This window comes from Amycolatopsis iheyensis, assembly GCF_024703995.1.
Taxonomy (GTDB): Bacteria; Actinomycetota; Actinomycetes; order Mycobacteriales; family Pseudonocardiaceae; genus Amycolatopsis; species Amycolatopsis iheyensis.
Genome location: NZ_JAMXQV010000033.1, coordinates 34507 through 60723 on the forward strand (window position 1 = coordinate 34507; position 26217 = coordinate 60723).

Below are 26217 nucleotides of genomic sequence, written 5' to 3' on the forward strand. Positions count from 1 at the left end.
GATGCAACGCCGTTTCCACGCCCCTGTCGTTCTCCCGGCCGACCCGTCCTGTTCGCTCCTGCGTGACGCGGTCGTCGATGTGGACGCCGACGGGCGCATCACCCACTGCGGACCGGCGGCCACCGCCCCCGAATCCGCCGCACCGGTCACCACCCTGACCGGCATCCTGCTCCCCGGCCTGGTCAACACGCACGCGCACAGCCCGATGACGCTGCTGCGCGGCATGGGCGGCGACCTGCCGCTGCTGCCCTGGCTCAACGAGATCATCTGGCCCGCCGAAGCGAAGCTGCGGCCCGAAGACGTCCGCACCGGCATGCTGCTGGGCTCGGTCGAGATGCTGCGCCACGGCGTCACGACCAGCGCCGAGATGTACTTCGAAGGCGAGCAGCTGGTCGACGCGGTCCTCACGACGGGTGGCCGCGTGCTGGTCGCGCCGCCGGTGATGGAGCTGCCGGGCCTCGACTGGCGGGCCCAGCTGACCGCGATCGAGCGCTGGATCGACACGGACGGCCTGCGCTTCGGCCCGGGCGACCGGATCGAGCTGGGCTACGGCCCGCACTCGGCGTACATGCTCTCCGAAGAGGGGCTGCGCGCAACGGCGGAATCCGCTGCCTCGCGCGGCGCGTTGATCCAGATCCACGTCGCGGAGGCGGCCGCGGAGGATCTTGCCGTCCGCGAGGCGCACGGCTCGGTGCCCGCGTTGCTGCGGGAGCTCGGCATGCTCGACGGCCGGGTGCTGGCGGCGCACGCGATCCACCTGTCGGATTCGGACATCGCGCTGTTCGCTCAGTACGGCGTCGGCATGGCGCACTGCCCGGGCTCGAACGCGAAGCTGGCTTCGGGCATCGCGCGCATCGCGGACCTGCGGGCGGCGGGCGTGGCGGTCGGCCTCGGCACCGACGGGCCGGCGTCCAACGACGACATCGACCTGTGGGAAGAGCTGCAGCTCGCGGCGATGTTCGCCCGCCTGGCCACCGGCGATTCGACGATCCTGACGGCTTCGGACGCCTTCCTGCTGGCGACCCGCGGCGGCGCTGAGGCGCTGGGCCGCGACGACATCGGCGCGCTGGAGCCGGGGCGCTGGGCCGACCTCGTGCACATCGACCTCGACGACCCGGCGTTCGCGTGCGGCTTGGACGTGCCGGACGTGCAGCTGCTGTCGAACCTCGTGTGGGCGGCCGGGTCGCGGCGCGTCCGGGACGTCTGGGTCGCGGGTGAGCAGGTCGTCGCCGACGGCGAGTCGCTTCGCGTCGATCGGGCGAAGGTGCAGTCCGGGGTGGCCGAGACCGCCGCCCGGCTGCGCGCCTAACGCGGGCGGAGGATGACCTCGGTCTGGTGGGCGTCCGGGGTGGCGGACACCGCCGTCACCACCGCGGTCGCCACCGAATCCGCCTTCAGCAGGTGCGAAGTGTCGTATTCGCGGCCTTCGCCCTTGAAGATGTCCTGCTGCATCGGCGTGTCCGTGCGGCCGGGGTAGACCGACGTCACGCGCAGGTCCGGCTCCTCCTCGCGGAGGGCGTCGGCGAAGGCGCGGACCGCGAACTTGCTCGCCGCGTACGGGGACCAGCCCGGACGCGCGTTGCGGCCCGCGCCGGAGTTGAGCACGACGACGTGGCCGCGTGCCGTACGCAGGGCCGGGAGCAGCAGGCGGGTCAGCTCGACCACCGCCAGGGTGTTGACCTCGAAGTTCTCGCGCCACACCTGAGCCGACGCCTCCTCGACGCGGCCCAGCTTCGCGACGCCGGCCGAGTGGACCAGGACGTCCAGCGACTCGATGTCCGCGATCGCGCGTTCGAGCGACGCCGGGTCGGTCAGGTCGACGGGCCACGGCTTCGCGCCGGGCAGCTCCTTCGCCAGTGCTTCGAGCGCGGCCGCGTCCCGGCCGCCGAGGAGCAGGCGGTGGGTGGGGGCCAGCTGGTGCGCGACCGCGGCGCCGATGCCGCGGGAGGCACCGGTCACGAGAGCGAGAGGCAGATCCGTCATGTCCCCACCGTAACTACGCGAAGCCGACGTCCACCGTCTGGTCGTCCCGCTTGTCCGGGCCGAGCTGCCGGGGATCCGCGCAGCCCGTCGCCGGGTCCGCGTCCGAGTCCTTCGCGTCGTCGCCCTTGTCCTTGGCCGTCGGGTGCTTGCCCTCCGCCGTGAAGCACAGCTGGTAGCTGCCGTCTTCCAGGCCGGTGAACGCGTACGCGCCGTCCGGGCCGGTGACCACGCTCGTTCCCTTGTTCAAGGTCACCTTCACCCCGGCCAGGCCCGGCTCACCCGCGTCCTGCAGGCCGTTGCCGTTCGTGTCCGTCCAGGCGAAGTCGCCGATCCGGTTCGTCGGGGTGACCAGGCCCAGGTCCACCGTGAAGTCCTCGCGCGACGGGCCGCCGAGGGTGCGGGGCGCCGTGCAGCCGTCCGGGCCCGCGTCCGAGTCGCGGTCGTCGGGGGCGACGTCCTTGGTGGTCGGCGTGAAGCCGGACGGGACGGCGAAGCAGACCTGGTACGTGCCGTCCTTCAGCTTCTCGAAGCCGTACTTGCCGCCGGCGTCCGTGGTCGCCGTGCCGACCGTGCCACCCGCGCCGTCCTTCAGCGTCACCTTGACGTCCGCGACGCCCGGCTCGCCCGGGTCCTGGACGCCGTCGCGGTTGCGGTCCGCCCAGACGAAGTCGCCGATCTTCGCGATCGCCGGCGGCGGCAGGACGGTGATCGTCGCCGACGCCGTCTTGTCGCCCAGCGTGCCGCCCGGGTAGTGCACCCCGGTGACCTTCGCCGTGTTGACGTGCCCGGTGTCGGCCACCGTGAGGTCCGGGTGGTCGCAGGTCAGCTGCTTGTTCGCGCCCGCGGCCAGCGCGAACGGCTCGAACGGCGCCGAGCACCACGGGTCCTGCACCGCGATCCCGGTCAGGTCCTGCGTGCCGTCGTTCGTCACCGTGACGCGGTAGTGCGCGGTCTCGCCGGCCGTGACCGTCGCGAACGGCCCCCACGCGCCGGTCGCCGGGTTCTGCACTTCCTTCTTCACCGAGTACGCCGCGAGCCGCAGGTCGACGCAGTCCCAGCGCAGCCGTTCGGCGCTGGTCGTGGCGAAGAACTTGACGCTCGCCGCCTTCGCCGGCGCGGTCGCCGCCGGGAAGTCCTGCTTCACCAGCTTCCCGTCGGCGGCGTCGTGGTCGGCGACCAGCTTCGTCTCCTGGACCTGGGCGCCGTTGACGTCGTAGAAGCGCAGGCCGGTCGCCGGTCCGGCGCCCGGGGCGTACGAGCCGGTCGACACGCTGAGCGTGTACACCCCGCCGGGGACGAACTTCTCGGTCTGGGTGGCCGTGCTCGCCTTGCCGTCCGGGGTCTGGATCACCGCCGAGCGCTGCCCGTCGACGGCGAACCCCGGCTCGGAGAGCAGCTTCGGCACCTTCGCGGGCGGGGTGCCCGGCGGGACCGGCGCGGCCGGGGTGAACACGTAGCCGTCCGGGGCGCCGTTGCGCGCCGTCTCCTCCAGGCTCGGGTTGGCCGCGATCCCACCGCACGCGGGCGCCGGGTCCGCGGCCGCCGCCGGCACCACCACCGCCGTGGCCGCCACCGCCATCACCATCGCACGCGCCGAGAAGATCACCTCACGACTATGGCGCGGCGCCCGGGCCCGCACCGGCCGAGAACCGTCCACAAACGAGTGAACCTCGGCCGGCGCGGGTCCGGTGGGTCAGCGTTCGCCGATGCGGCCGGGCAGGCCGAAGCGGCCCTTCTTCCACACCGAGACGATCGACGGCCGCGGCTGCGCGGTGCCGCCGTCCGGCCAGTGCGACGACGGGTTCGCCGAGCTCGCCGCGTTCTCGCCCGGGTGCTGCACGGCGACGAGCACCAGGTGGTCCGTCACCACCGGGCCGCACGTCTCGGCGCCGACCGGGACCGTGAGGAACTGCTTGACCCGGCCGCGTTCCGGCCCGGTCACCGGCACCGAGAACAGGCCGTCGTTCGAGCCGAGCGCGTTGCCGTCGGTGGAGATCCACAGGTTGCCGTGCCGGTCGAAGGCGACGTTGTCCGGGCAGGAGATCGGGCTGACCTTCGTCTTGTCGAAGCCGCCGAAGTAGGTGTCGGCCGCGGCCGGGTCGCCGCAGACGAGCAGCAGCCGCCAGGAGAAGCGCGTCGACGCCGCGTCGCCGCGGTTCTCCTCCCACTCCAGCACGTGCCCGTTCTTGTTGTTCACCCGCGGGTTGATCTCGTCGACGCCGGCCTTGCCCGCCGCGCCGCGGTCGGTGTTGTTGGTCAGCGCCGCGTAGATCCGGCCGTTGACCGGGTTCGGCTCGATGTCCTCCGGCCGGTCCATCTTCGTGGCGGCGACCTGGTCGGCGGCCTGCCGGGTGAAGACGTAGACCTCTTCGGCGGTGAATCCGTCCACAAAGGACTTGTTGCCGGCGACCAGCGGGAGCCACTCGCCGGTGCCGTCGAACTCGTGGTCCGCGGGGAGCTTGCCGGTGCCGTCGATCTCCGCGGCCGGGCTGTCACCGGTGAAGCGGGCGACGTACAGCGTGCCGTCGTCGAGCAACGCCGAGTTGTGCCGGCGCGCGTGTGCGCTGTTGCCCGGCTTGTACTTGCCCGTCGAGACGAACTTGTAGATGTACTCGAAGCGGCTGTCGTCGCCGGAGTAGACGGCGACCCGGCCGTCGGCGGTGATCTTGATGTTCGCGGCCTCGTGCTTGAACCGGCCGAGCGCGGTGTGCTTGACCGGCGTCGAGCTCGGGTCGTTGGGGTCGATCTCGACGACCCAGCCGAAGCGGTTCGGCTCGTTCGGCTCCTGCGCGACGTCCCAGCGCTTGTCGAACTTCTCCCACTTGCGGGTGCTCGTGCCGGCGCCGATCGTGTAGCGCTTGAGCCGCGCGGCCGTGGCCGGGTCGGTGACCTTGTCGGAGTTCGCGAAGTACTGGTCGAAGTTCTCTTCGCCGGAGAGCACGGTGCCCCACGGCGTCACGCCGCCGGAGCAGTTGTTCTGCGTGCCGCGGACCTTGCGCCCGCTCGGGTCGGCCGACGTCTTCAGGTGCTTCGAACCGGCGGCCGGGCCGCGGACCTCGAAGACCGTGTCGAGCGTGATGCGGCGGCCGTACCGGCTCGGCACGACGGACAGGCCGCCGTGCACCGGGTCGCGGCGGGTGAGCAACACGGACAGGCCGTGGGCGGCCCAGGCGATCTTCACCTGCTCCTCGGTCGGGTTCGCCGGGTCGTACTGGTCGGCCGGGAACATGTGGACCTCGGTCGTGTACTCGTGGTTCACGACGAGCAGGTTCGTCAGGCCGAGCGGGTCCTGCGGGATCAGGCCGACGAAGTCGTTGTTGTAGCCGAACTGCTTGGCCTGCGCGGCGGCCGTTTGCTCGGCGAAGTCGAACTTCGGCGCGCCCGGGACGACCGCGTCACCCCAGCGGACGACGACCCGCTGGTCGTAGGCCGCCGGGATGCTGACCTGGTCGAGCTTGTTCGGCGCGACCGGGTCGAAGTCGGTGCCCGGCACCGGGCGCGGCGGCCGCGGCTGGTGGAGCGGCGCGGCCGCCGCCGTGCCCGAGAGGGCGGCGAACCCACCCGCGGCGGCGGCCATCACCGCACCCGCCTTGAAGACCCGGCGGCGCGAGATGTCCTTGACGACGTCGCCGAAGTACTCGTTCGCGGACTCGTTCGCCTCGGGGTGGGCGCACGCGTTGCCGCAGCGGTACTCACAGGTGACGGGGGATCGGCCGCCAGGGTGGGCGGGGAACAGCGGGAGCAGGCGGTCGAGCACATCGCCTCCATGGTGGGAGTTCGGGGAACGAACCGAACCTAAGCTCCCAAAACCAGCCATTCCAGACATTCAGGTGAACACCTGGTGTACTGGCGCTCCGTCAGAACTCCTCGCCGACGAGTGCCGCTTCCTTCGGGACCAGGTGCGGGTCGGCCTTCTTCTCCCGCAGCGAGAGCAGGCCACCGGCGACCACGCACAGGATGGCCGAGACGACGAACGGCGCCTGCGGCGAGCCAAACCACTCGGCGACGTGCCCGACGAGCGTCGCGGCGACCGCGCCACCCAGCCAGCGGCAGAAGTTGTACCCCGCGCTGGCGACCGGGCGCAGCGCGTCGCTGATCGACATCGCGGTGCCGGTGAACAGCGTGTTCAGCAGCCCGGACACCAGCCCCGAGACGATGATCCCGGCGACCAGCACCGGCTTGCTCGGCACGGCCAGCACCAGCATCAGCACGGCGTACCCGAAGACGGCGACCGCGGCGGCGTGCCGCTCACCGAGCTTGGCGGCCAGCCGCGGCGCCAACGCGACACCCGCGACGGCGACGCACAGGCCCCAGCCGCAGAAGATCAGCCCGACGGCGATGGCGTTCCAGCCGAGCACGAACGGCGACCAGGCCAGCACGGCGAAGAACGCGGCGGTGTACAGCGCCGACGCGACGGAGGTGCGCAGCAGGCCGGTGTGCTTCAGCGCGCGGATCGGGTCGAGCAGCTTGATCGGGTCGCGCTTCTCGTGCTTGTCGCTCTTGAGGAACACGCCGCACAGCACCAGCGCGCCGGCCATCAGGATCGCGGTGCCGAGGAACGGGCCACGCCAGGAGATGCTGCCGAGCAGCGCGCCCAGCAGCGGGCCGACCGACAGGCCGACGCCGAGCGCGGCCTCGTAGAGCAGGATCGCGCCGGACTGGCCGCCGGTCGCGGCGCCGACGATCACCGAGAGCGCGGTCGCGATGAAGAACGCGTTGCCGAGGCCCCAGACCGCGCGCAGCCCGACGAGCTGCTCGATCGAGCCGGCGGCCGCGCACAGGGCGGTGGCGACGACGATCAGCGAGAGCCCGACGAGCACGGTGCGCTTGGCGCCGAACTTCGCGCTCGCCGCGCCGGTGACCAGCATCGCGATGACCTGGACGCCGAGATAGGACGAGAAGAGCAAGGTGACCTGCGACGGCGTCGCGTCGAGGCCCTTGGCGATGGAAAGCAGGATCGGGTCGACCAGGCCGATCCCCATGAAGGCGATGACCGCGGCGAACGCGGTGATCCAAACCTGCTTGGGCTGGCCCTTGACGGCGTCCAGCAGGCTCGAGTGGTGCTCAGCGCTCATCGCTGATCAGTTCCTCCTTCTTGGTGTCCACGAGCAGTTTGGCGAGAGCCGGGAGGGCGGCTTCGATCGCAGCGCGGTCGGCGTCGTCCATCAGGATGAGCCGATCGCGAAGGAACTCCTCGCGCGCGGCGACCATCTCGGCGTAGAAGCGACGACCCTCGTCGGTGACGTCCACGAGCACCGCCCGCCGATCGGCGGGGTCCGGCGCGCGGGTGGCGAGGCCAAGGCGTTCGAGCCGGCTGACGACGTCGGTCATCGACGGCAGCTTGACCCGTTCGAACTCGGCCAGCGCGCTCATCCGCCGGGGACCGCCGTTGACGAGCTCGCTCAGCACCGACCCCTGGGTGAGGGTCAGCGTCAGCTGCGGGGTCTGGCGGCGCACCTGGTGGTAGAGCCGGAAGACCAGCGGCCGCAGCCGGTGGGCGAGGTCGGCGATCGGGGAAGTCACTTAGCCAGGCTAACAAAAATTAGTAAGGGTAGCTAAGTAATTCCCCTCACAGGTTAGGCTCGGGGGATGGACGCGGTGATCTTCGACCTCGACGGCGTGCTGGTGGACTCCGAGCGGATCTGGGACGAGGTGCGCCGCGCGGTGGTCGCCGAGCACGGCGGCACCTGGCTTCCGGAGGCGACCCGCGCCCAGCAGGGGATGAGCACGCCGGAATGGGCTCGGTACCTGGTGGAGGAACTGGGCGCCCAGCTGTCGCCGCCGGAGATCGCGACTCTGGTGGTCAAGCGGATGGCCGCACGGTACGCCGCCGAGCCGCCGTTGATCCCGGGGGCGGTCGAGGTCGTGCGTAAGGTGTCGGCGCGGTGGCCGGTGGCGATCGCGAGTTCGTCGCCGGTGATCCTGATCAAGGGTTTCCTGGACGTGACGGGGTTGCCGGTCGGGGCGGCCGTGTCATCGGAGCAGGTCGGGGCCGGGAAGCCGGCGCCGGACGTGTATTTGAGGGCGGCCGAGCTGCTGGGCGTGGCGCCTGATCGGTGTGCGGCTGTCGAGGACACGACGAACGGGCTGCGGTCGGCGCTGGCGGCGGGGATGGCGGTTTACGCGGTGCCGAACCCGCACTTCCCGCCGGATCCGGAGGTGTTGAAGCAGGCCACGGCGGTGGTGGAGAAGATCACCGACTTGCCGGGTGCACTCGGACTGGGGTGAAGTCGTAGCGGACCGGCGGCGAGTCCGGCTTCACGTCGGCGAGGTAGGCGATGTAGTCGCTCACGTTTGTGGCCGATGTCGGCTGACTCAAGTCGCCCGCCGCATCGAACAGCCGCAGGTCTCCGTGCTGATGCCGGGGATCGACGACGTACACCGCCTTGCCCGCCGGCAGCGGACCGTCGTTCTCGCCGACGTATCCGGCGAGGAGCTCCCCGCCGCCAAGGGGCATGCACGACGGCGACTTCGCCCCGTACTGCGGCGCCTCGGGAATGAGCTGGTCGCCCCTCGGCACCGCGGCCAGGCAGAAGCTCGCCGTGCCGGCGACAGTGGCCGTGAAGGCGTAGGTCGACCAGGTGTCGCTTTGGCCGACAAACGTGGTGACGACGGCTGGGGTGTCCGTCACCCGCAGTGCGGACAACGGCGTGTACTCCGGCTTCGACAGAACGATTGGCATGCCGGGGCTCGCTGGCTGCACCGCCGAGTCCGTGTTGAGCTGCGTGGCCAGGAGCACACTGGTCAGCACCACCAGCACCGCCGCCAACGGCGCGACCACCACCGTCAGCCGCCGCCGGCGGGGGCGGCGCTGGCGGCGCAGCTGCTCGGCCCAGGCCGCGTCGAGGTTCGGCGTGACCTCCCCGGCCTGTTCACGCAGCGTCTCGGCCAGTTTGCGCTCGAGGTCGGTCATCGCTCACCTCCCAGGTCGTCCCCCAGGTGTTTCCGCAGGTTCTCCATCGCGTGGTGGGTTGTCGCCTTGACCGTGCCGGGTGAGATACCCAGGGTCTCCGCGATGCCCGCCGTGCTGAGGTCCAGCCAATAGCGAAGCACCAGCACCTCGCGTTGGCGACGGGACAACTTCTCCAGCACCGCGCGCAGCTGCTGGTGCTCCCAGTTGGCCACCGCCCTGACCTCGGCCGACAGCTCGTCCGGGGGTCGCTCCTGCGGGGTCCGCCGGACCACGCGCAGGTGCCGCGTGCGCGACCGCGACATGTTCACCACGGTCGTGCGGAGGTAGCCGACCACCCGCGTGTGGTCGGTCAGCGTGTCCCACCGCTGGTGGAGCTTGACGAACGCCTCCTGCGCGACGTTCTCGGCGTCGTCCGCGCCGAGCAGGTGCGCCAGCCGCGTCATCTGGCCGAAGTACTCCCGGAACAGGCCGTGGAAGGTCGGCGTGCCCAGGTCCCCCGGCACGCTTTCGCCCACGCTCGCGCTCACACCCCGCCAACGCACACCCCGCCCCACCGGTTTAGTGGACCATGTGAAAAAGGCCGCCACCAGTGGTGACGGCCTTCTTCACGGCAGCGTGGCTCAGCGCTCGACCTCGCCGCGGATGAACTTCTCGACGGCGTCGCGCGCGGTCGCGTCGTCGTACTGCTCCGGCGGCGACTTCATGAAGTACGAGGACGCCGACAGGATCGGGCCGCCGATGCCGCGGTCCTTCGCGATCTTCGCGGCGCGCACGGCGTCGATGATGATGCCCGCCGAGTTCGGCGAGTCCCACACCTCGAGCTTGTACTCCAGGTTCAGCGGCACGTCGCCGAACGCGCGGCCCTCGAGCCGGACGTAGGCCCACTTGCGGTCGTCGAGCCACTGCACGTAGTCCGACGGGCCGATGTGGACGTTGCCCTTGCCGAGCTCGCGGTCGACCTGCGAGGTCACCGACTGGGTCTTGGAGATCTTCTTCGACTCGAGCCGCTCCAGCTCCTTCATGTTCAGGAAGTCCATGTTCCCGCCCACGTTGAGCTGCATCGTCCGGTCGAGCTGGACGCCGCGGTCCTCGAACAGCTTCGCCAGCACGCGGTGCGTGATGGTGGCGCCGACTTGGGACTTGATGTCGTCGCCGACGATCGGGACGCCGGCGTCTTCGAACTTCTTGGCCCACTCCGGGTCGGAGGCGATGAACACCGGCAGCGCGTTGACGAACGCCACGCCGGCGTCGATCGCGGCCTGGGCGTAGAACTTGTCCGCCACCTCGGAGCCCACCGGCAGGTACGACACGAGCACGTCGGCCTCGGCCTCGCGCAGGGCCGCGACGATGTCGACCGGGGTCTCGTCGGACTCCTCGATCGTCTCGCGGTAGAAGCGGCCGAGCCCGTCGTGGGTGTGGCCGCGCTGGACCGTGACGCCGAGCGGCGGCACGTCGGCGATCTTGATGGTGTTGTTCTCGGAGGCGAAGATCGCCTCGGAGAGGTCGCGGCTGACCTTCTTGGCGTCCACGTCGAACGCGGCGACGAACTCGATGTCGCGGACGTGGTAGCCGCCGAAGTCGACGTGCATCAGACCCGGGACCCGCGTGGCGGGGTCCGCGTCGCGGTAGTACTGGACACCCTGGACCAGCGACGCCGCGCAGTTGCCGACGCCCACGATGGCCACCCGAACGCGGCGGTTCTCGCCCATGGGGGTTTCTCCTTCAATCCGTGTCTGTTCAGTAGGTCTGGCGCCGCGACGCTGCGGCCCGGCCGCGCGGCTCAGGTCTCCGGACCCTGCCGTTCGGCTTGTTCGTGCGCGATCAGCTCGTTGAGCCAGCGCACCTCCCGCTCGCTGGTCTCCAGCCCCAGCCGGTGCAGCTCGCGGGTGTAGCGATCGATCCTCTCCTCGGCCCTGGCCAGCGCCGCCCGCATGCCCTCACGGCGTTCTTCGACGCGGCGACGGCGGCCCTCGAGGATCCGCATCCGCACGTCGGCCGGGGTACGCGAGAAGAACGCCAGGTGGACGCCGAAGCCCTCGTCGTCCCAGGTCTGCGGCCCGGCGTCGCCGAGCAGCTCACCGAAGCGCTCCTTGCCCTCCGCGGTGAGCTTGTAGACCCGCCGCCCACGCCGCGACCACGCGCGGTCGTCGGCCTCGTCCAGCTCCTCGACCAGGTACCCGGCCCGCAGCAGCTTCCGCAGGGTCGGGTACAGCGAGCCGTACGAGAACGTGCGGAACGTGCCGAGCGTCTCGTGCAGCCGCTTGCGCAGCACGTACCCGTGCATGGGCGCTTCGTGCAGAAGACCGAGGATCGCGAACTCCAGCACAGCGCACCCCCTTCCGGGAACAAACCGAGACCACCCGCGTTGCTCCGAACGAGCGCCTCGATCCAACCTACTCAGCCACTATATCGCGCCGATACATCGAAGTGGCGAAGCCAACAGGCGCCCTTCACCCGGGGTGGGGGAAATTCACCGGAGAGTTATCGAACGTCCGGCGTGTCCGCTCCGGCTGTGGCCGGGGTCGCGCTAGGGGGCGTGGACGACACAGGAAGAGCCCGTACTCTGTCCTGGTGCTTAACCAGCGGCAGGTCGTGGACTACGCGTTGCAGCGCCGTGCGCTGCTCGCCGAAGTCCGCTCCGGGCGCGTCGGCAGCTACGAAGCCTGCGACGCGAGCCCGTACCTGCTGCGGGCGGCGAAGTTCCACGGCCGGGCCGGTGACCAGCCCTGCCCGATCTGCCGCCAGGAGCCGCTGACCCTGGTGTCCTGGGTCTACGGCGACGAGCTCAAGCACGTCGCGGGCTCGGCGAGGACCCCGGAAGAGCTGGCCAGGATGGCCGGTCACTTCGCCGAGTTCACCGTGTACGACGTCGAAGTGTGCCGCGCGTGCCACTGGAACCACCTGGTCCGGTCGTACGTCCTCGGCACGGGGGAGCCGGCCGACGGTCCGCGAAGGACCGCAGGCCGGTGAGCCGGATCACAACCGCTGAAGAGCGCAGAACGGCGCAGCACCGGGCGCCGGTCTGGGAGGCCCATTCGTGAACGACGACCGCAACCGCTCCTGGCCCGGCCAGGAGCCAGATGCACCTCGCCGTGCCCAGTCAGGCCCGTGGCCGGGGGAAGACCCCGGACCGGCGTGGCCCGGCGAAGAAGCCCCCCGCCGGCCTCAACGCGCTACGCCACCCCGGGGAAACCCGCGTGGCGGCGGTTCGCCCGAGTGGCCCTCGGGCGACGAAGGTGGCCCGCAGTGGCCCGGTGACGAGCCGCCGCGGCGCCCCCGCCAGCAGGGCATGCCGCCCCGCCGGGCCGTCCCGCCGCCGGACCGGCGCACGCAGCAGGGCCCGCCCGGGTCGCCGCCACAGGGCTTTCGCCAGCCGCCGCCGGGCCGCCGTCCGGCCCCGCCGCCGGAGCAGCGCGAACCCGACCTGATCACCCACCACGCGCACAACGGCACCGACGACTTCGGCCGCGACCCGTACGACGACGGTTACGAAGACGCCGCGTTCAACGAGTTCGCCGACGACGTCGGCCCCCAGGGCGAGCTCGACGAAAAGGGCAAGAAGGTCCTGACGCCGGCGCAGCGCAAGAAGCGCCGCTGGAAGATCATCCGGCGGGTGGCGTACGCCTGCGTCGGGCTGTTCTTCGTGGTCCCCGCCATCGCATTCGTCATCACCTACTTCCTGGTCGACGTGCCGACGCCGGAAAGCATCGCGTCGCTGCAGAACCAGCCGATCACCTACTTCGACGCCAACGGCCAGCAGCTGGGCCGGGAGCTGCCGCCGGGCGGCGACCGCCAGCTGCTCAAGCCGGGCGAGGTGCCCGACGTCGTCAAGCACGCGGTGTACTCGGCGGAGGACGCGACCTTCGAGACCAACTCGGGCTTCGACGTCACCGGCATCCTGCGCGCGGTCTGGAACCAGGTTTCCGGCGGCCAGGGCGGTGGTTCGACCATCTCCCAGCAGTACATCAAGCAGGCGACGCAGAACGACGCCCCGACGCTGACCCGCAAGTGGACCGAGCTGGCCAAGTCGTTCAAGATGAACAACCAGCAGTCCAAGGAAGAGATCATCACTTCCTACCTGAACATCGTCTACTTCGGCCGCGGGGCGAACGGCATCCAGGCGGCCGCGAAGGCGTACTTCAACAAGGACGCCAAGGACCTCAACGCGTCCGAAGCGTCGCTGCTCGCCGGCCTGATCCAGGGCCCCGGCCGGTCGGAGAACCAGAAGTACGCCCAGCAGCGCTGGACGTACGTGATGGACCAGATGGTCGCGAACAAGTGGCTGCGCGCGGACCAGCGCGCGACCTTCCAGTTCCCGACGCCGATCCCCAAGAACTCCAACAAGGAGCAGAACTCGGGGAAGATGACCTACCAGCTCCAGCAGCGGATCAAGGACGAGCTGGCGGCGAAGGGCTACGACGAGAACAAGCTGTTCGCCACCGGCGCGAAGATCTACACCAGCATCGACCCGGCGGCGCAGGCCGCGGCGGAGCAGGCCGCGGCCGACGGCATGAAGGGCCAGACCGACGAGAACCTGCTCAACGCGCTGGTCGCGGTCAACCCGAAGACCGGCGGGGTGATCGCCTACTACGGCGGGCCGGAGCTGGTGAAGGACGCCGACGGCAAGGACGCGATCGGCCAGGACCGCGCCAACCAGGCCAGAAACCCGGGTTCGTCGGTGAAGGCGTTCGACCTCACCGCGTTCCTCAAGATGGGCAAGGGCCTCGGCGAGACGTTCGACGGCTCGAACAACCGGGTGCTCGGCGGCCGCACGGTCCGCAACGCCGGTGACAGCGCGACCTGTGGCAAGGAGTGCACCGTCGCGGAGGCGATGGAACGCTCCACGAACACAGTGTTCTACGACATGGTCCTGAACGTGACGAAGCCGTCGCGGGTCGCGGAAGCGGCTAAGGAAGCCGGGGTCAAGGTCGCGCCGGACGGCAAGAGCGTCCTCTACACCGACGACAACAACATCTCGCTCGGTGGTGGTGGCACGGCCGTGACGCCGGAGGACATGGCGGCCGCGTACGCGTCCTTCGCCAGCGGCGGCACCTACCACGAGCAGCACTTCGTGGCGAAGCTGACGAACAACCAGGACGAGGTGGAGTTCGACGAGAACAACATCAAGTCCAACCCGGCGTTCGACGACGACGCGTCGAAGAGCCAGCAGATCGCCGGCAACGTCACCGAGGCGCTCAAGCCGGTGATCAGCCACTCGAACCTCAAGTGCCCGAGCGGCCACGAGTGCGCCGGCAAGACCGGGACGCAGCAGTACACGCCGAAGGAGAGCGACCCGAAGGCGTACAACGACCGCAACGCGCAGACGTGGATGGTGGGCTACACGCCGTCGGTGTCGGCCGCGGTCTGGGTCGGCGGTGACGGCAACAAGCCTCTGCACGACCCGAAGAACAGGCCGATCTTCGGTGCCACCATCGCCGGTCCGACCTGGCAGAACTTCATGAACCTCTACCTCAAGGGCAAACCGGCGGAGAAGTTCGACAAGGTCCAGGCGATCGGCAAGGACGTCAACGACGTGACGACGACGCAGTCGAAGCCGCCGGACACGCCGACCACGACGACCCCGCCGAGCACGCCCGAGTCGTCCGAGAGCACCGAGCCGACGGACACCGACACGACCACCCCGACGCGGACCCGCCCGACCCGGCCCGGGCCGGGCGAGACCCCGACGTTCCCGCTCGGCAACGGCAACCCCGGTGGTGGTGGCACCGCTGCGCCACCGGGCTCCGGGCCCGGCTAGCACCGTCCGTCGAAGAGGGCTCTCCGCGTGTCGCGGAGGGCCCTCTTTTGTTTTCGCAAGATCGTTCCGGCAACCAGCGCGCCCGCCGCGCGTCTCCTCCTAGAGGACGGCGACTGTCGCCGCCCACGAATGCTGGAGGACTGCCCCGTGCCCGACGATCGATCCCGCTCCTGGCCGCCGGGCCAGGGTCCCGATCCGCGCCGTCGGGGCCCCGCGCAACCTCAAGGCCCCCACCAGCAAGGTCCGCGCCGCCCGGTGCCCCCGCCGCCCGGCCGGCCGCCGCAGCAGCCCCGCGGCTACCGGCCCGAGCCGCCGCCGATGAGCGGCGGCCCCGAGCTGATGACGCACCACGCGTACGAGGAGCCGGCCGGCTACGACGACGACCTCGAGCCCGACGGCGACGGCAAACCGGAGCTTTCGCCGGAGCAGCGCAAGAAGAGACGCTGGAAGATCGTCCGGCGGGTCGCCTACTCGTGCGTCGGCCTGTTCTTCGTGCTGCCCGCGATCGCGTTCGTCATCACGTACTTCCTGGTCGACGTGCCCTCGCCGACCGAGGTCGCGCAGAACCAGAGCCAGGCGGTGACCTACCTCTACGCCGACGGTTCGCCGATGGGCAAGGACGTCCCGCGCGGCGGCAACCGCGTGCTGCTCACCCCGGAGCAGATCCCCGACGTCATGAAGCACGCGGCGATCGCGACCGAGGACGACTCGTTCGAGACCAACTCCGGCTTCGACATCGGCGGCCTGCTGCGCGCGGTGTACAACCAGGCGACCGGCGGCACCGGCGGTGGCTCGACGATTTCGCAGCAGTACATCAAGAAGGCCACCGACAACGACGCGCCCACGCTGACGCGCAAGTGGACCGAGCTGGCCAAGTCCTTCAAGATGAACCAGACGTACGAGAAGAAGGACATCATCACCGCGTACCTGAACATCATCTACTTCGGGCGCGGGGCGTACGGGGTGGGCGCGGCGTCGCAGGCCTTCTTCCACAAGGACGCGAAGGACCTCAGCTTCTCGGAGGCCGCGCTGCTGGCCGGCTTGATCCAGCAGCCGGGCCGGTCGGAGAACCCCAAGGTCGCGAACGACCGCTGGAACACGGCGCTGGACCGGATGGTCAAGAACAACTACATCACCGCGGCCGACCGCGCGAAAGCGCAGTTCCCGACCCCGATCCCGCTCGAAGACAGCAAGCAGGAGGCCGGCGCGCCGCCCGCGTTCGTCGTCCAGCAGGTCAAGGACGAGCTCGCGGCGCACGACATCCCGGAGGACCGCTACTACTCCGGCGGCTTCCAGGTGCAGACGACGATCGACCCGAAGGCGCAGCAGGCGGCCGAAAAGGCGGCCACCGAAGCACTCGAAAACCAGGTCGACGACAACCTGCTCGACGCGCTCGTCGCCGTCGACCCGAAGACCGGTGGCGTGCTGGCCTACTACGGCGGCAAGCCGATCGTGCAGGTCAACGGCCAGGACCAGGCCGGGCGCGACTGGGCGGACACCCCGCAGAACCCGGGTTCGTCGATGAAGCCGTTCGACCTCACCGCGCTGCTCAAGAAGGGCCAGGGGCTCGACAAGACCTACGACGGCTCCAACAACCGCACCTTCGACGGCCGGGTCGTCCGCAACGCCGGCCCGGGCAGCTCCTGCTCGCAGCAGTGCACGGTCGCCGAAGCGATGATGCGCTCGGCGAACACGGTGTTCTACGACATGGTCCTCAACGACACCAAGCAGGGGCCGGTCAAGGAAGCCGCCAAGGAAGCCGGGGTCAAGGTCAAGGAGGACGGCGGCCAGTCGATCATCTCCACCAAGGACAACAACATCTCCCTCGGCGGTGGCGAAACCCAGATCACGCCGGTGGACATGGCTTCGGCGTACGCGACGTTCGCGGCCAACGGCGAGCAGCGCCAGCGGCATTTCGTGGCGAAGGTGACCAACTCGCAGAACGAGGTCGCGTACGAGGCGTCGACCGACTCGAAGGCCGCGTTCGACAGCGATTCCGACAAGAGCCGCCAGATCGCCGGGAACGTCACCGAGTCGCTGACGTCGGTCATCGGGTTCTCGCACCTGAAGTGCCCGAACGGCCACGAGTGCGCCGGCAAGACCGGGACGCAGCAGCACACGAAGGTCGCGGGTGAGCCGTCCTGGGCCGCGAACGCGAACTCGCAGACGTGGATGGTCGGGTACACGCCGTCGGTGTCGGTGGCGGCCTGGGTCGGCGGCGACGGCAACAAGCCGCTGCACGGCAAGGGCAACTCGCCGATCTACGGCTCGACCATCGCCGGCCCGATGTGGCAGAAGTTCCTGTCGCTCTACCTGACCGGCAAGCCGGGCGAGAAGTTCGACAAGGTCGACCGCATCGGCGGCGAGGTGGCGCCCCCGCCGTCTTCCGAGGTCGTGACGACCACGGACTCGACCCCGACCGACGAGAACACCGGCGACGACGGCAACCCCGGCGACGGCGACCACCACGGCGGCGGCCACCAAAGCGACGAGTCGTCGCCGACCACCACGCCGAAGCACACGAAGACGCCGACGTCGAAGGAGACACCGCCGTCGAAGACCGACGAGCAGGAGAACTAGCCGGGTGAACCACGGTGGGCCGCGGTCCGTGTGCCTACGAGAGGACTGCGTCCGCAGCCCACCGTGGAGGACGGCCCGTGAACAACGACCGCACGTCACCCGGCCGGCGGCCGGACCCACGTCGGCGCACCCGGCGGCCCGTCTCGCGCGCGGGGTTGCTGGGCAGCGAGCCGGAGCTGATCACCCACCACGCGCACAACGGCACCGAGCCGGACGAGCCGCCGACCGTGCCGATCCTGCGGCCGCGACCCGGGCAGCCGCCACGCCGGCCGCGTCCGCTCACTGACGGAGACCTGCGGAAACGGCGTTGGCGGCGGATCCGGCGGGTCGCGTACGTGGTCGCCGGGTTGTTCTTCGCCGTGCCCGCGGTCGCGTTCCTGATCACGTACTTCGCCGTCGACGTCCCCTCGCCGGAGACCGTCGCGCAGGCGCAGGGCCAGGCCGTGACCTACCTCTACAGCGACGGCACCGAGATGGGCAAGGACGTGCCGACCGGCGGCAACCGGCAGATCCTGGCGGCGAACCAGATCCCGGACGTCGTGAAGAAGGCCGTGATCGCGACGGAGGACGCGTCGTTCGAGACCAACTCGGGCTTCGACGTCGGCGGCATCCTGCGGGCGGCGTACAACCAGGTCACCGGCGGGACCGGTGGCGGCTCGACGATCTCGCAGCAGTACATCAAGAACGCTTCCGGCGACGACGACCCGACGCTGACGCGCAAGTGGGTCGAGCTCGCGAAGTCGTTCAAGATGAACCAGACCTACGAGAAGGCGGACATCATCACCGCCTACCTCAACATCATCTACTTCGGCCGCGGCGCCTACGGGATCCAGGCGGCGGCGCAGGCCTACTTCGGCAAGGACGTCGGGCAGCTCGACTACTCGCAGGCCGCGCTGCTGGCCGGGCTGATCCAGCAGCCGGGCCGGTCGGAGAACACCGCCGTGGCCACCGGCCGGTGGAACACCGCGCTCGACCGGATGCTGAAGAACGGCTACCTGACCCCGGCCCTGCGTGCCGCGGCGAAGTTCCCGGCCCCGATCCCGCTCAAGGAGAGCCGGCAGGCGGGCGCGCTGAACCCGTTCATCAAGAAGCAGGTCAAGGCCGAGCTGGCCGCGCAGGGGATCGACGAGCAGAAGTACTACTCGGGTGGGTTCCAGGTGTTCACGACCATCGACCCGGGCGCGCAGCAGTCGGCCGAGAAGGCGGTCGCCGAGGGCATGGCGGAGCAGACCGACGACCGGATCCTGAACGCGCTGGTCGCGGTCGATCCCAAAACCGGCGGCGTGCTCGCGTACTACGGCGGCGAAGCGATCGTGAAGGGCCCGAACGGCGAGGACCAGGCCGGCCGCGACTGGGCGGACGAGGCGCACAACCCCGGGTCGTCGATGAAGCCATTCGACCTGGCGGCGTTCCTGAAGCTCGGCCGCGGCCTCGACGCGCGCTTCGACGGCACGTCACCGCGCACGTTCCCGGGTGTCGACCTGCCGATCCGCAACGCGGGTGACAGCAGCAGCTGCTCGCAGCAGTGCACCGTGGGGGAAGCGATGCAGCGGTCGACGAACACGGTGTTCTACGACATGGTCCTCAACGTGACGAAGCCGTCCGGGGTGGCGGAAGCGGCGCAGGAGGCGGGCATCCGCACGGCGGACAACGGCGGCCGCAGCAAGCTGTTCACCGGCGACAACAACATCTCGATCGGCGGCGGCGACACCCAGGTGACCGCGGCGGACATGGCGTCGGGCTACGCGACGTTCGCGGCCGGCGGCATCCAGCGCGACCGCCACTTCGTCCAGAAGGTGACGAACGCGAACGGCGAAACCGCTTACGAGGCCAAGGATCGCTCGACCGACGCCTTCGCCGACAACGACCCGCAGAAGAGCGCGCAGATCGCCGGGAACGTGACGGCGGCGCTGGCCCCGGTGATCCAGTTCTCCCGGCTGAGCTGCCCGACCGGCCACGAATGCGCCGGGAAAACCGGTACGCAGCAACACACCCCGCAGAACGACGAGCCCGCGTCGGCGGCGAACGCGAACTCGCAGACGTGGATGGTGGGCTACACGCCGTCGGTGTCCGCGGCGGTCTGGGTGGGCAGTGACGGCGACAAGGCGTTGCGCGGCCCGAACGGCGCCCCGCTGTTCGGCTCGACGCTCGCGGGCCCGATCTGGGACCGGTTCATGCAGCTGTACCTGTCGGGCCGGCCGGGCGAGCGCTTCGACCGCGTGGCGGCGATCAGCTCGCCGCAGGACCGGGTGCAGGTGCAGGTCCAGCAACCGGACCAGCAGCAACAGCGGCAACAACAGCAGCAGGACCAACGGCTCCAGGGGCAGCCGGGCGACCAGCGGCAGCTGGATCAGTTCCGCCAGTTCCAGCAGCGGCTGCAGGAGCTGCAGGACCGGCAACGGGGGAAGAAGAGGCCGTGACGTCGGCGCTGGGGGTCACCGGCGTCACGGCCAGAACTGGGGGTCAGAGCTTGATGACCGTTCCTTCGACACCCGAGCGGTGCGCCGCCTCGATCACGCGCAGGGCTTCGACCGACGACACCGGGTCGACGGGAAGCTCCCCTTCGCCACGCAGCGCGTCACGCACCTGGGCGTAGAACTGCTCGTAGCGGCCCACCTCGGTCGGGACCGTCTTGACGTCGTTGCCGATGCCGATCTTGCCCGCGTCGGCCGCCGGTTCGACACCCCAGCCGTCGTCGCCGGGACGCACGCCCGACTTGATCTGCGGCTCCTGCACGTCGAGGCCGTACTTCGTGAACGTCGCCTGGTCGCCGAGCACCCGGAAGCGCGGGTTCTGCGTGCCCGCGAGCGCCGACGCCCACAGGTGGGACCGGACGCCGTTGGCGTGCTTCAGCGCGACGAAGACGTCGTCGTCGACCTGGACGCCGGCGCGGCGGCGGTCGGTCTCCGCGTACACCTGCGTGACCGGGCCGAACAGCTGCAGGGCCTGGTCGACGATGTGCGCGCCGAGGTCGTAGAGCAGCCCGCCGGCTTCCGCCGGGTCGCCGAACTCGCGCCAGTTGTCCTTGGGCTTGGGCACCCAGCGGTCGTAGCGGGACTCGAAGCGGAAGACGTCGCCGAGCTTGCCGGACTCGAGCACCTTCTTGACGGTGAGGAAGTCCGAGTCGAGCCGCCGGTTCTGGAACACCGTCAGGCCGACACCGGCCGCCTTCGCCGCGGCGACGACCTGCTCGGCCTCGAGCGCGGTCGGCGCGAACGGCTTGTCGACGACCACCGGCAGCCCGGCTTCGATCGCCCGCAGCGCGAGCGGCACGTGGGTGCGGTTGGGCGTGCTGACGACGACGAGGTCGAGGTCGCCGGCCCGCTCGAACAACGCGTTGGCGTCCGGCACGACCTCCGCGCCAGGGTGGTCGGCGCGGGCCTGGGCGGCGTTGCCCGACGTCGTGATGACCGCGGGCAGCATGCCGGGCGTCGCCGCGACCAGCGGCGCGTGGAACACGCGCCCGCCGATGCCGTAGCCCAGGATGCCCACATGCAAGTCCGCCATGACCCTCATTAAACAACACTGTTGCCTAATTGGCCAGGCATGCGAGGATCGGGAGATGGCGGACACCGGGGTGAACCTGCGCAACGTGCGCGAGCACAACCGTGCCCTCCTGCTCACCCACATCCTGCGCGCCGGCGGCCTCAGCCGCGTCGAGCTCGCCGAACGCACCGGGCTCACGCAGCAGGCCGTCTCCAAGATCGTGCCCGAACTCCTCGACGCCGGCCTGCTGGACGAGCAGCGTCAGCCGTCGGCGGGCGTGGGCAAGCCCCGCACGCAGCTGACCATCCGCGCCGGCGCGCGGCACTCGCTCGGCGCGCGCCTCGACCGCGACGAGTTCCGCGTGCTGCGCACCAACCTCATCGGCGAGGTCGAGGAGACGGCCGGCGGCCCGCTCCCGGTCGGTTTCACGCCCGAGCAGGCCGTCGAAGCCATCGGCGCCACCGCGCTCGAGCTCGCGGACGGCTTCGACGTGCTCGGCCTCGGCCTCGGCTGCGTCGGCCCGCTGGACCACATCGCGGGGCTGGTCCGCGACGCGACGAGCATGCCCGGCTGGCACGACGTCCCCCTGCGCGACCTGCTCGAGAAGCGCACCGGGCTGCCGGTGCTGCTCGACAAGGACACCAACGCCGCCGCGTTCGCCCAGCTGTGGCCGCACGGCGAGCCGACCGCGACGGCGGTGGTGCTGGTGGGCACCGGCATCGGCGTCGGCCTGCTGATCGACGGGCGGCTCTACCGCGGCCCGCGGACCAACGCGGGTGAGTTCGGGCACACCACCATCGCCTACGACGGGCCGGTCTGCGCCTGCGGGCGGCGGGGCTGCGTCGAGATCATGGCGAAGCAGGCGCCGGACACGCGGGCCGCCGCCGGCTTCCTCGGCATCGGCCTCGCCGACCTCGTCCAGGTGCTGGACCTGGAGCGGATCGTGCTGGCCGGACGCGCGGTGCGGGACGAACCGGACGTCCACCGCGACGCCGTCTCGGCGCGGCTCGAAGAGCTGCTGCCCCTGCCGCACTGGCAACGCATCGAGGTCGTCGAAGACTCCTTCGGGGAAGAGATCGTCACGCTCGGGGCGGCCGCCGAGGTCCTGGCCTCGTACTACGCGAATCCGGCATGATCGACGGCTTCACCTCGGCGCGTGGCGATCACCGCTAACATCCGCAGTCGTGCCAGAGGAGACCACGCGCGAGCCGGAACCCGGCCCCGTGACGCTGACCCGGGCGGAACGGGTCGTGCCGAGCTGGAACGAGCCCCTCGCGGCGGCGGTCACCAGACCCGTCGGCGGTCCGCTGGGTGAGCACGCGGCCGTCGGCAGGCACTGGTTCTGGTCGCCGCAGCGCGTCGGCCTGCTGCTGGCCACCCTCGCGCTGATGCTCTGCTGGTTCGGCAAGGGCTCCTGCATCCAGCAGTACCAGGACTCCAGCGGCGCGACCCAGCTCGACTGGCGCGCGGGCCGTCCGTTCGTCGCGATGTGCTACTCCGACATCGTGCCGCTCTACAGCTCCGAGCGGCTCGACCGGCCGGGCACCTTCCCGTACTACACGTCGTGGAAGGAGAGCTCGCAGACCGCGGAGAACAACACCCGGTACATGGAGTACCCGGTGTTCACCGGGCTCTTCCAGTGGGCGAACGCGAAGCTCGCGGCCGGCTGGTACGCAGTCGCCGAAGCCGGCTGGCTGCCGGGCGGGCTGCCGGTGGCCATCTACTTCGACATCACCGCGCTCTTCCTGGCCATGGCCTGGCTGGTCACCGTGTGGGCGACCGGGCGGACGGTGAAACGCCGGCCGTGGGACATGGTGCTGGTGGCGATCTCGCCGCTGGTGCTGGTGCACGCGTTCACGAACTTCGACGCGATCGCGACCGCGTTCACCGCGACCGGCCTGCTCGCCTGGGCACGCAAGAAACCCCTGCTCGCCGGGCTGCTGCTCGGCCTGGGCGCGACGGCGAAGCTCTACCCGCTGTTCCTGCTCGGCGTGCTGTTCTTCCTGTGCCTGCGCGCGGGGAAGCTGACGCCGTTCTGGAAGACCGCGGCCGCCACCGTCGTGACGTGGGTGGCGGTGAACGCGCCGTTCATCCTCACCGCGACCCGCGGGTGGTGGGAGTTCTTCCGGATGAACACGCTGCGGCCGATGGACCCGGACTCGCTCTACAACGTCATCTCCTACACCACCGGCTGGGCCGGCTTCGACGGCGTCCTGCAGAAGAACCAGTCGCCGACGTACCTGAACCTCACCGTGGCCGTGCTGTTCCTGGCCTGCTGCGCGGGCATCGCGTACCTCGCGCTCGCGGCGCCGCGAAGGCCGCGCGTCGGCCAGCTCGCGTTCCTCGTCGTGGCCGCGTTCCTGCTGACGAACAAGGTGTGGAGCCCGCAGTACTCGCTGTGGCTGGTGCCGCTGGCCGTGCTGGCGATCCCGCGCTGGCGGCTGCTGCTCGGCTGGATGCTGCTCGACGCGCTGGTCTGGGTGCCGCGGATGTTCTACTACCTCGGCGTCGACCACAAGGGCCTACCCGAGGGCTGGTTCCTCGGCACCGTCGTGGTCCGCGACCTCGCCGTCGCCGCGCTGTGCGTGCTGGTGGTCCGCGAGATCTACCGGCCGGCGACCGACCTCGTGCGCGCCGACGGCGACGACGACCCGGCCGGCGGCTTCCTCGACGGCGCCCGGGACGTGATCGTCCCGAACGCCGTCCGGCGCCGCCGGAAGGCCGTGGCCGCTTAACCCAGCTTTTCCCGCAGGTAGGCGATGTCGGTGGCCTGGCCGTCGGCCGGCGTCTCGACGACGACCGGCGCGCCCGCGGCGCGGGCGACCTCGACCAGCACGTCCGGGTCGATGGTGCCTTCGCCCTCGACGACGTTGGCGTGCCGGTCCCGGGTCGAGCCGAACTCGTCGCGGGAGTTGTTGAGGTGCACGAGGTCGATCCGGCCGGTGATGCCCTTGACCTTCTCGACGGCGGTCGCGAGGTCCCAGCCCGCGGCGAACGCGTGGCAGGTGTCCAGGCAGAACCCGGCGCCGAACTCGCCGACCTTGTCCCACAGCCGCGCGATCACCTCGAGGTCGCGGGTCATCGCGTTCTCGCCGCCGGCGGTGTTCTCGATCAGGATCGGGACCTTGAAGCCGCCCTTCTCCTGCTCGCGCTCGAAGAGCTTGCGCCAGTTGTCGAGGCCGGCCTCGACGTCGTCCTTCTCCCCGATGTGCCCGCCGTGCACGATCAGGCCCTTCGCGCCGATCGCCGCGGCGCCGTCCGCGTGCTGCGTGACGTTCTTACGGGATGGGATGCGGATCCGGTTGTTCAGCGAAGCCACGTTGATGAGGTAGGGAGAGTGGATGAACACCTCGACGGGGTCGGCCGCGATGGCCTCGCCGTGGGGGTGTGGCTTCGGGGCCTTCCAGCCCTGCGGGTCCGAGAGGAAGAACTGGACGACGTCGGCTTTGCGCTCGGCGACCGCGGTCAACGGGTCGTCGTCACGGACATGGGCGCCAATCAGCATGGCGAGCACGCTACTCCGGGTTCTCTTTTCCCCTGCGGGACCGCTTGGTGACGCTCGTGGAGTACCGTGAGCGCGTTCCGTGATCCAGATTGGTCCGACTGCCGGAGGGCATCGATGGGGAAGCACGTCGCCCGGATCACCGCACTGGGGTTCACCGTCGCCGCGTCGGCCGCGCTGGCGATGCCGGGCGTGGCGAGCGCCGACCCCAGCCCGACCCTCGGCGGTGACTGCGCGGCCACCCTGCAGAACGGCCAGGCCCGCGACGCGAAGACGGGCCTGGTGCTCGACGCGGGTGCCCCGCTGAACGCCCCGAACCGGCTCACGGTCGGCCTCGACTCCAGCGCGAAGAACACCAACGGCTCGGCGCCGCTGCTCACCCTCCCGGTCGGCGACACGGTGCGGGCGCTCGGCGTCGGCGACGTGCCGGTGGTCGGCGACGCGGCGGCCAAGGGCGTCTGCCCGGTCGCGCAGGGCGTGGTGAACACCGTCGGCGACGTGACCCAGGGTGTGGCGGGGGAGCTGCCGCCGCTGCCGATCCCGCCGAACCCGGCCCCGCCCGCGCCGCCGACCCCGCCGACCCCGCCGGGACAGACACCCCCGGGCCAGACCCCGCCCGGCGACAGCACCGGCCCGGTCACCACCGGCCCCGGTGGCGCCGGCCTGCCGGGCGACGCCATTTCGGGCATCTTCAGCAACGCCTCCCTGCTGCCCGGCAGCCTGGTGCAGGCGCCGGTGATCGCGCAGATCATCCCCGGCCAGGAAGTCCCGACGGTCGACGAGCAGAAGTCCGGCACCGCGGAGGCGCTGCCCGGCGTCACACCGCCGGCGAAGCTGCCGATGCTGCTCGCCGTGCTGGCGCTGGCGATCGTCGCGGCGGCGCTCGTCCGGGCCTGGATCCGCCGGAAGCCCGCCTGAGGTTCACCCAGGGTCACGCCCGCTTCCACTCGAATGCCGGACATTTCTGAGCGAGCGGGCGTCACTCGGGTGCCTTAACGTCGTTGTCCTGGGGAGAGGCCGACAGACAAGGGGCAACCAGCATGGGCGAACGGACACGGAGGGCAACGGCGGTCGGAGCGACGGCGTTCGTCCTGGCCGGTTCGGCCGTGCTCGGCCTGCCCGGAAACGCCTCGGCGGCCGAGACGAAGACCGTGCCCTGCGGCAGCACCGTGGACGCCAAGCCCGGCGACACCGTCAAGGGCACCACTCCGCTGCTCGGCATCCCGCTCAACCTGGGCGTGGTCACCGAAGGCACCAAGGTGCTGACCGGAACGATCAACGCCCTCCTCGGCACGCTCTGCAACGTCACCGTCCACGTGGTGGACGCGGTCGTCGCCCCGGTCCCGGTGATCGGCGCCCCGGCGGCCAGCGCGGTCAACCAGGGGGTCGAAGGCCTGACCAGCGGCGCACAGCAGGGGCTGAGCGCGGTGACCGGTGGCGGCAAGCAGCAGTCGCCGGGTACCGGTGGCAACCAGCAGCAGCCACCGGCCCAGGGCGGGACCGGGGGCGCGCCGCAGGGCGGCACCCCGGCGGGCGGCACGGGCATCCCCGAAGCGAACAGCCCGCTGCTCCCCGGCTTCTCGGGCAGCCCGGCGTTCGGCGGCTTCCCGTTCACCCTCGGCACGGGCTACGCGCCGATGCGCGACTACAGCGGCATCCCCTTCGCGACGGCCGGGTTGTTCACGCCGTCACCGGCGATCCGGTACGGCAGCCAGATCCCGGGGTACGCGCCGCAGTACGGCCTCAACGGCCCGGACGGCACAGCGTCGTCCGGCAACGCGGGCATCCAGACGGCCGGCCAGGCCGAGGCGCTACCGTCCGCATCGGGCGGTTTCACGAACGGGTCGAACCTGCCGCTGCTGATCGCGGTGCTGGCACTCTCCGGAGTCAGTGCGGGCCTCGTCCGCACTTGGGTGCTCCGCCGAATGGCCGCTGCGAATTGACCCGACTGCCGAGTATCTTTCACGTATCGCCTTCGTTGACCCTCTTGCAGGG

At 70.6% G+C, this 26217-nt stretch carries 21 protein-coding genes; 10 read left to right on the forward strand and 11 right to left on the reverse strand.

Annotated features, from left to right (window positions below; genetic code table 11):
• The first annotated feature begins 1 nt into the window (after window position 1).
• A complete protein-coding gene (locus M8542_RS42415) occupies window positions 2–1309 on the forward strand; it encodes an amidohydrolase family protein (RefSeq protein ID WP_257926049.1) in 1308 nt (435 codons plus the stop codon).
• On the opposite strand, the gene M8542_RS42420 is transcribed toward M8542_RS42415, so the two are convergent.
• From M8542_RS42420 to M8542_RS42440, 5 genes are all read right to left on the reverse strand, one after another.
• A complete protein-coding gene (locus M8542_RS42420; RefSeq protein WP_257926050.1) occupies window positions 1306–1983 on the reverse strand; it encodes an SDR family oxidoreductase in 678 nt (225 codons plus the stop codon). The two genes, M8542_RS42415 and M8542_RS42420, sit on opposite strands and share 4 nt — an antisense overlap.
• Before the next feature lie 13 nt (window positions 1984–1996).
• On the reverse strand, window positions 1997–3589 hold the full coding sequence (locus tag M8542_RS42425; RefSeq protein WP_257926051.1) for a DUF7850 domain-containing protein: 1593 nt from the start codon (window positions 3587–3589) through the stop codon (window positions 1997–1999).
• 87 nt (window positions 3590–3676) lie between these two features.
• The gene (locus M8542_RS42430) at window positions 3677–5740 is read right to left on the reverse strand and encodes a PhoX family protein (protein ID WP_257926052.1); all 2064 of its coding nucleotides are present in this window, start codon (window positions 5738–5740) and stop codon (window positions 3677–3679) included.
• 100 nt (window positions 5741–5840) lie between these two features.
• Window positions 5841–7058 (reverse strand): MFS transporter, encoded by a 1218-nt coding sequence (locus tag M8542_RS42435; protein WP_257926053.1) that lies wholly within the window; start codon window positions 7056–7058, stop codon window positions 5841–5843.
• Complete coding sequence (locus tag M8542_RS42440; protein WP_257926054.1) at window positions 7048–7506, reverse strand: MarR family winged helix-turn-helix transcriptional regulator; 459 nt, start codon at window positions 7504–7506, stop codon at window positions 7048–7050. The genes M8542_RS42435 and M8542_RS42440 overlap by 11 nt, the downstream gene beginning before the upstream one ends.
• A gap of 66 nt (window positions 7507–7572) precedes the next feature.
• On the opposite strand from M8542_RS42440, the gene M8542_RS42445 reads away from it, so the two are divergent.
• Window positions 7573–8211 carry an HAD family hydrolase gene (locus M8542_RS42445; RefSeq protein ID WP_257926055.1) on the forward strand — a complete coding sequence of 213 codons (639 nt, stop codon included), beginning with the start codon at window positions 7573–7575 and terminating at the stop codon, window positions 8209–8211.
• Here the strand turns inward: M8542_RS42445 and M8542_RS42450 are convergent.
• From M8542_RS42450 to M8542_RS42465, 4 genes are all read right to left on the reverse strand, one after another.
• The gene (locus tag M8542_RS42450; RefSeq protein WP_257926056.1) at window positions 8177–8896 is read right to left on the reverse strand and encodes a hypothetical protein; all 720 of its coding nucleotides are present in this window, start codon (window positions 8894–8896) and stop codon (window positions 8177–8179) included. The genes M8542_RS42445 and M8542_RS42450 overlap by 35 nt on opposite strands.
• Window positions 8893–9411, reverse strand: coding sequence for an RNA polymerase sigma factor (locus M8542_RS42455; protein ID WP_257926057.1), 519 nt, complete (start codon window positions 9409–9411; stop codon window positions 8893–8895). Before M8542_RS42455 ends, M8542_RS42450 begins: the two co-directional genes overlap by 4 nt.
• A gap of 105 nt (window positions 9412–9516) precedes the next feature.
• A complete protein-coding gene (locus M8542_RS42460) occupies window positions 9517–10605 on the reverse strand; it encodes an inositol-3-phosphate synthase (protein WP_257926058.1) in 1089 nt (362 codons plus the stop codon).
• Between the two features lie 71 nt (window positions 10606–10676).
• Complete coding sequence (locus M8542_RS42465; protein ID WP_257926059.1) at window positions 10677–11222, reverse strand: PadR family transcriptional regulator; 546 nt, start codon at window positions 11220–11222, stop codon at window positions 10677–10679.
• A 245-nt stretch (window positions 11223–11467) separates the two neighbouring features.
• Here M8542_RS42465 and M8542_RS42470 point away from each other — a divergent pair, with 245 nt between their 5' ends.
• The 4 genes from M8542_RS42470 to M8542_RS42485 all read left to right on the forward strand — a co-directional run bounded on the left by M8542_RS42470 (window position 11468) and on the right by M8542_RS42485 (window position 19654).
• Complete coding sequence (locus tag M8542_RS42470) at window positions 11468–11866, forward strand: DUF5318 domain-containing protein (protein ID WP_257926060.1); 399 nt, start codon at window positions 11468–11470, stop codon at window positions 11864–11866.
• Window positions 11867–12185: 319 nt separating this feature from the next.
• Window positions 12186–14654, forward strand: a complete 2469-nt coding sequence (locus tag M8542_RS42475) for a transglycosylase domain-containing protein (RefSeq protein WP_276587864.1) — start codon at window positions 12186–12188, stop codon at window positions 14652–14654.
• A gap of 318 nt (window positions 14655–14972) precedes the next feature.
• The gene (locus M8542_RS42480; protein WP_257926118.1) at window positions 14973–17234 is read left to right on the forward strand and encodes a transglycosylase domain-containing protein; all 2262 of its coding nucleotides are present in this window, start codon (window positions 14973–14975) and stop codon (window positions 17232–17234) included.
• 77 nt (window positions 17235–17311) lie between these two features.
• Window positions 17312–19654: a transglycosylase domain-containing protein gene (locus tag M8542_RS42485; RefSeq protein WP_257926062.1), complete on the forward strand. Its 2343-nt coding sequence runs from the start codon at window positions 17312–17314 to the stop codon at window positions 19652–19654.
• Window positions 19655–19697: 43 nt separating this feature from the next.
• Here the strand turns inward: M8542_RS42485 and M8542_RS42490 are convergent, their stop codons facing one another.
• Window positions 19698–20741, reverse strand: coding sequence for a Gfo/Idh/MocA family oxidoreductase (locus tag M8542_RS42490; protein WP_257926063.1), 1044 nt, complete (start codon window positions 20739–20741; stop codon window positions 19698–19700).
• Between the two features lie 55 nt (window positions 20742–20796).
• Here M8542_RS42490 and M8542_RS42495 point away from each other — a divergent pair, with 55 nt between their 5' ends.
• Both M8542_RS42495 and M8542_RS42500 read left to right on the forward strand, forming a co-directional pair.
• Complete coding sequence (locus M8542_RS42495; protein ID WP_257926064.1) at window positions 20797–21855, forward strand: ROK family transcriptional regulator; 1059 nt, start codon at window positions 20797–20799, stop codon at window positions 21853–21855.
• A gap of 49 nt (window positions 21856–21904) precedes the next feature.
• Window positions 21905–23455 (forward strand): glycosyltransferase family 87 protein, encoded by a 1551-nt coding sequence (locus M8542_RS42500; RefSeq protein WP_257926065.1) that lies wholly within the window; start codon window positions 21905–21907, stop codon window positions 23453–23455.
• Here M8542_RS42500 and M8542_RS42505 read toward each other — a convergent pair.
• Window positions 23452–24225, reverse strand: coding sequence for a deoxyribonuclease IV (locus M8542_RS42505; protein WP_257926066.1), 774 nt, complete (start codon window positions 24223–24225; stop codon window positions 23452–23454). The genes M8542_RS42500 and M8542_RS42505 overlap by 4 nt on opposite strands.
• Before the next feature lie 114 nt (window positions 24226–24339).
• Here M8542_RS42505 and M8542_RS42510 point away from each other — a divergent pair, with 114 nt between their 5' ends.
• Window positions 24340–25140, forward strand: a complete 801-nt coding sequence (locus M8542_RS42510; protein ID WP_257926067.1) for a hypothetical protein — start codon at window positions 24340–24342, stop codon at window positions 25138–25140.
• A 122-nt stretch (window positions 25141–25262) separates the two neighbouring features.
• The gene (locus M8542_RS42515) at window positions 25263–26165 is read left to right on the forward strand and encodes a hypothetical protein (RefSeq protein ID WP_257926068.1); all 903 of its coding nucleotides are present in this window, start codon (window positions 25263–25265) and stop codon (window positions 26163–26165) included.
• Window positions 26166–26217 lie beyond the last annotated feature (52 nt).

Excerpts from the sequence above, each read along its gene's own strand:
- M8542_RS42415 (WP_257926049.1), top strand. The coding sequence starts at position 2 with ATGCAACGCCGTTTCCACGCCCCTGTCGTTCTCCCGGCCGACCCGTCC.
- M8542_RS42420 (WP_257926050.1), bottom strand. The coding sequence starts at position 1,983 with ATGACGGATCTGCCTCTCGCTCTCGTGACCGGTGCCTCCCGCGGCATC.
- M8542_RS42435 (WP_257926053.1), bottom strand. The coding sequence starts at position 7,058 with ATGAGCGCTGAGCACCACTCGAGCCTGCTGGACGCCGTCAAGGGCCAG.
- M8542_RS42445 (WP_257926055.1), top strand. The coding sequence starts at position 7,573 with ATGGACGCGGTGATCTTCGACCTCGACGGCGTGCTGGTGGACTCCGAG.
- M8542_RS42450 (WP_257926056.1), bottom strand. The coding sequence starts at position 8,896 with ATGACCGACCTCGAGCGCAAACTGGCCGAGACGCTGCGTGAACAGGCC.
- M8542_RS42460 (WP_257926058.1), bottom strand. The coding sequence starts at position 10,605 with ATGGGCGAGAACCGCCGCGTTCGGGTGGCCATCGTGGGCGTCGGCAAC.
- M8542_RS42475 (WP_276587864.1), top strand. The coding sequence starts at position 12,186 with ATGCCGCCCCGCCGGGCCGTCCCGCCGCCGGACCGGCGCACGCAGCAG.
- M8542_RS42480 (WP_257926118.1), top strand. The coding sequence starts at position 14,973 with ATGAGCGGCGGCCCCGAGCTGATGACGCACCACGCGTACGAGGAGCCG.
- M8542_RS42490 (WP_257926063.1), bottom strand. The coding sequence starts at position 20,741 with ATGGCGGACTTGCATGTGGGCATCCTGGGCTACGGCATCGGCGGGCGC.
- M8542_RS42495 (WP_257926064.1), top strand. The coding sequence starts at position 20,797 with ATGGCGGACACCGGGGTGAACCTGCGCAACGTGCGCGAGCACAACCGT.
- M8542_RS42505 (WP_257926066.1), bottom strand. The coding sequence starts at position 24,225 with ATGCTGATTGGCGCCCATGTCCGTGACGACGACCCGTTGACCGCGGTC.
- M8542_RS42510 (WP_257926067.1), top strand. The coding sequence starts at position 24,340 with ATGGGGAAGCACGTCGCCCGGATCACCGCACTGGGGTTCACCGTCGCC.
- M8542_RS42515 (WP_257926068.1), top strand. The coding sequence starts at position 25,263 with ATGGGCGAACGGACACGGAGGGCAACGGCGGTCGGAGCGACGGCGTTC.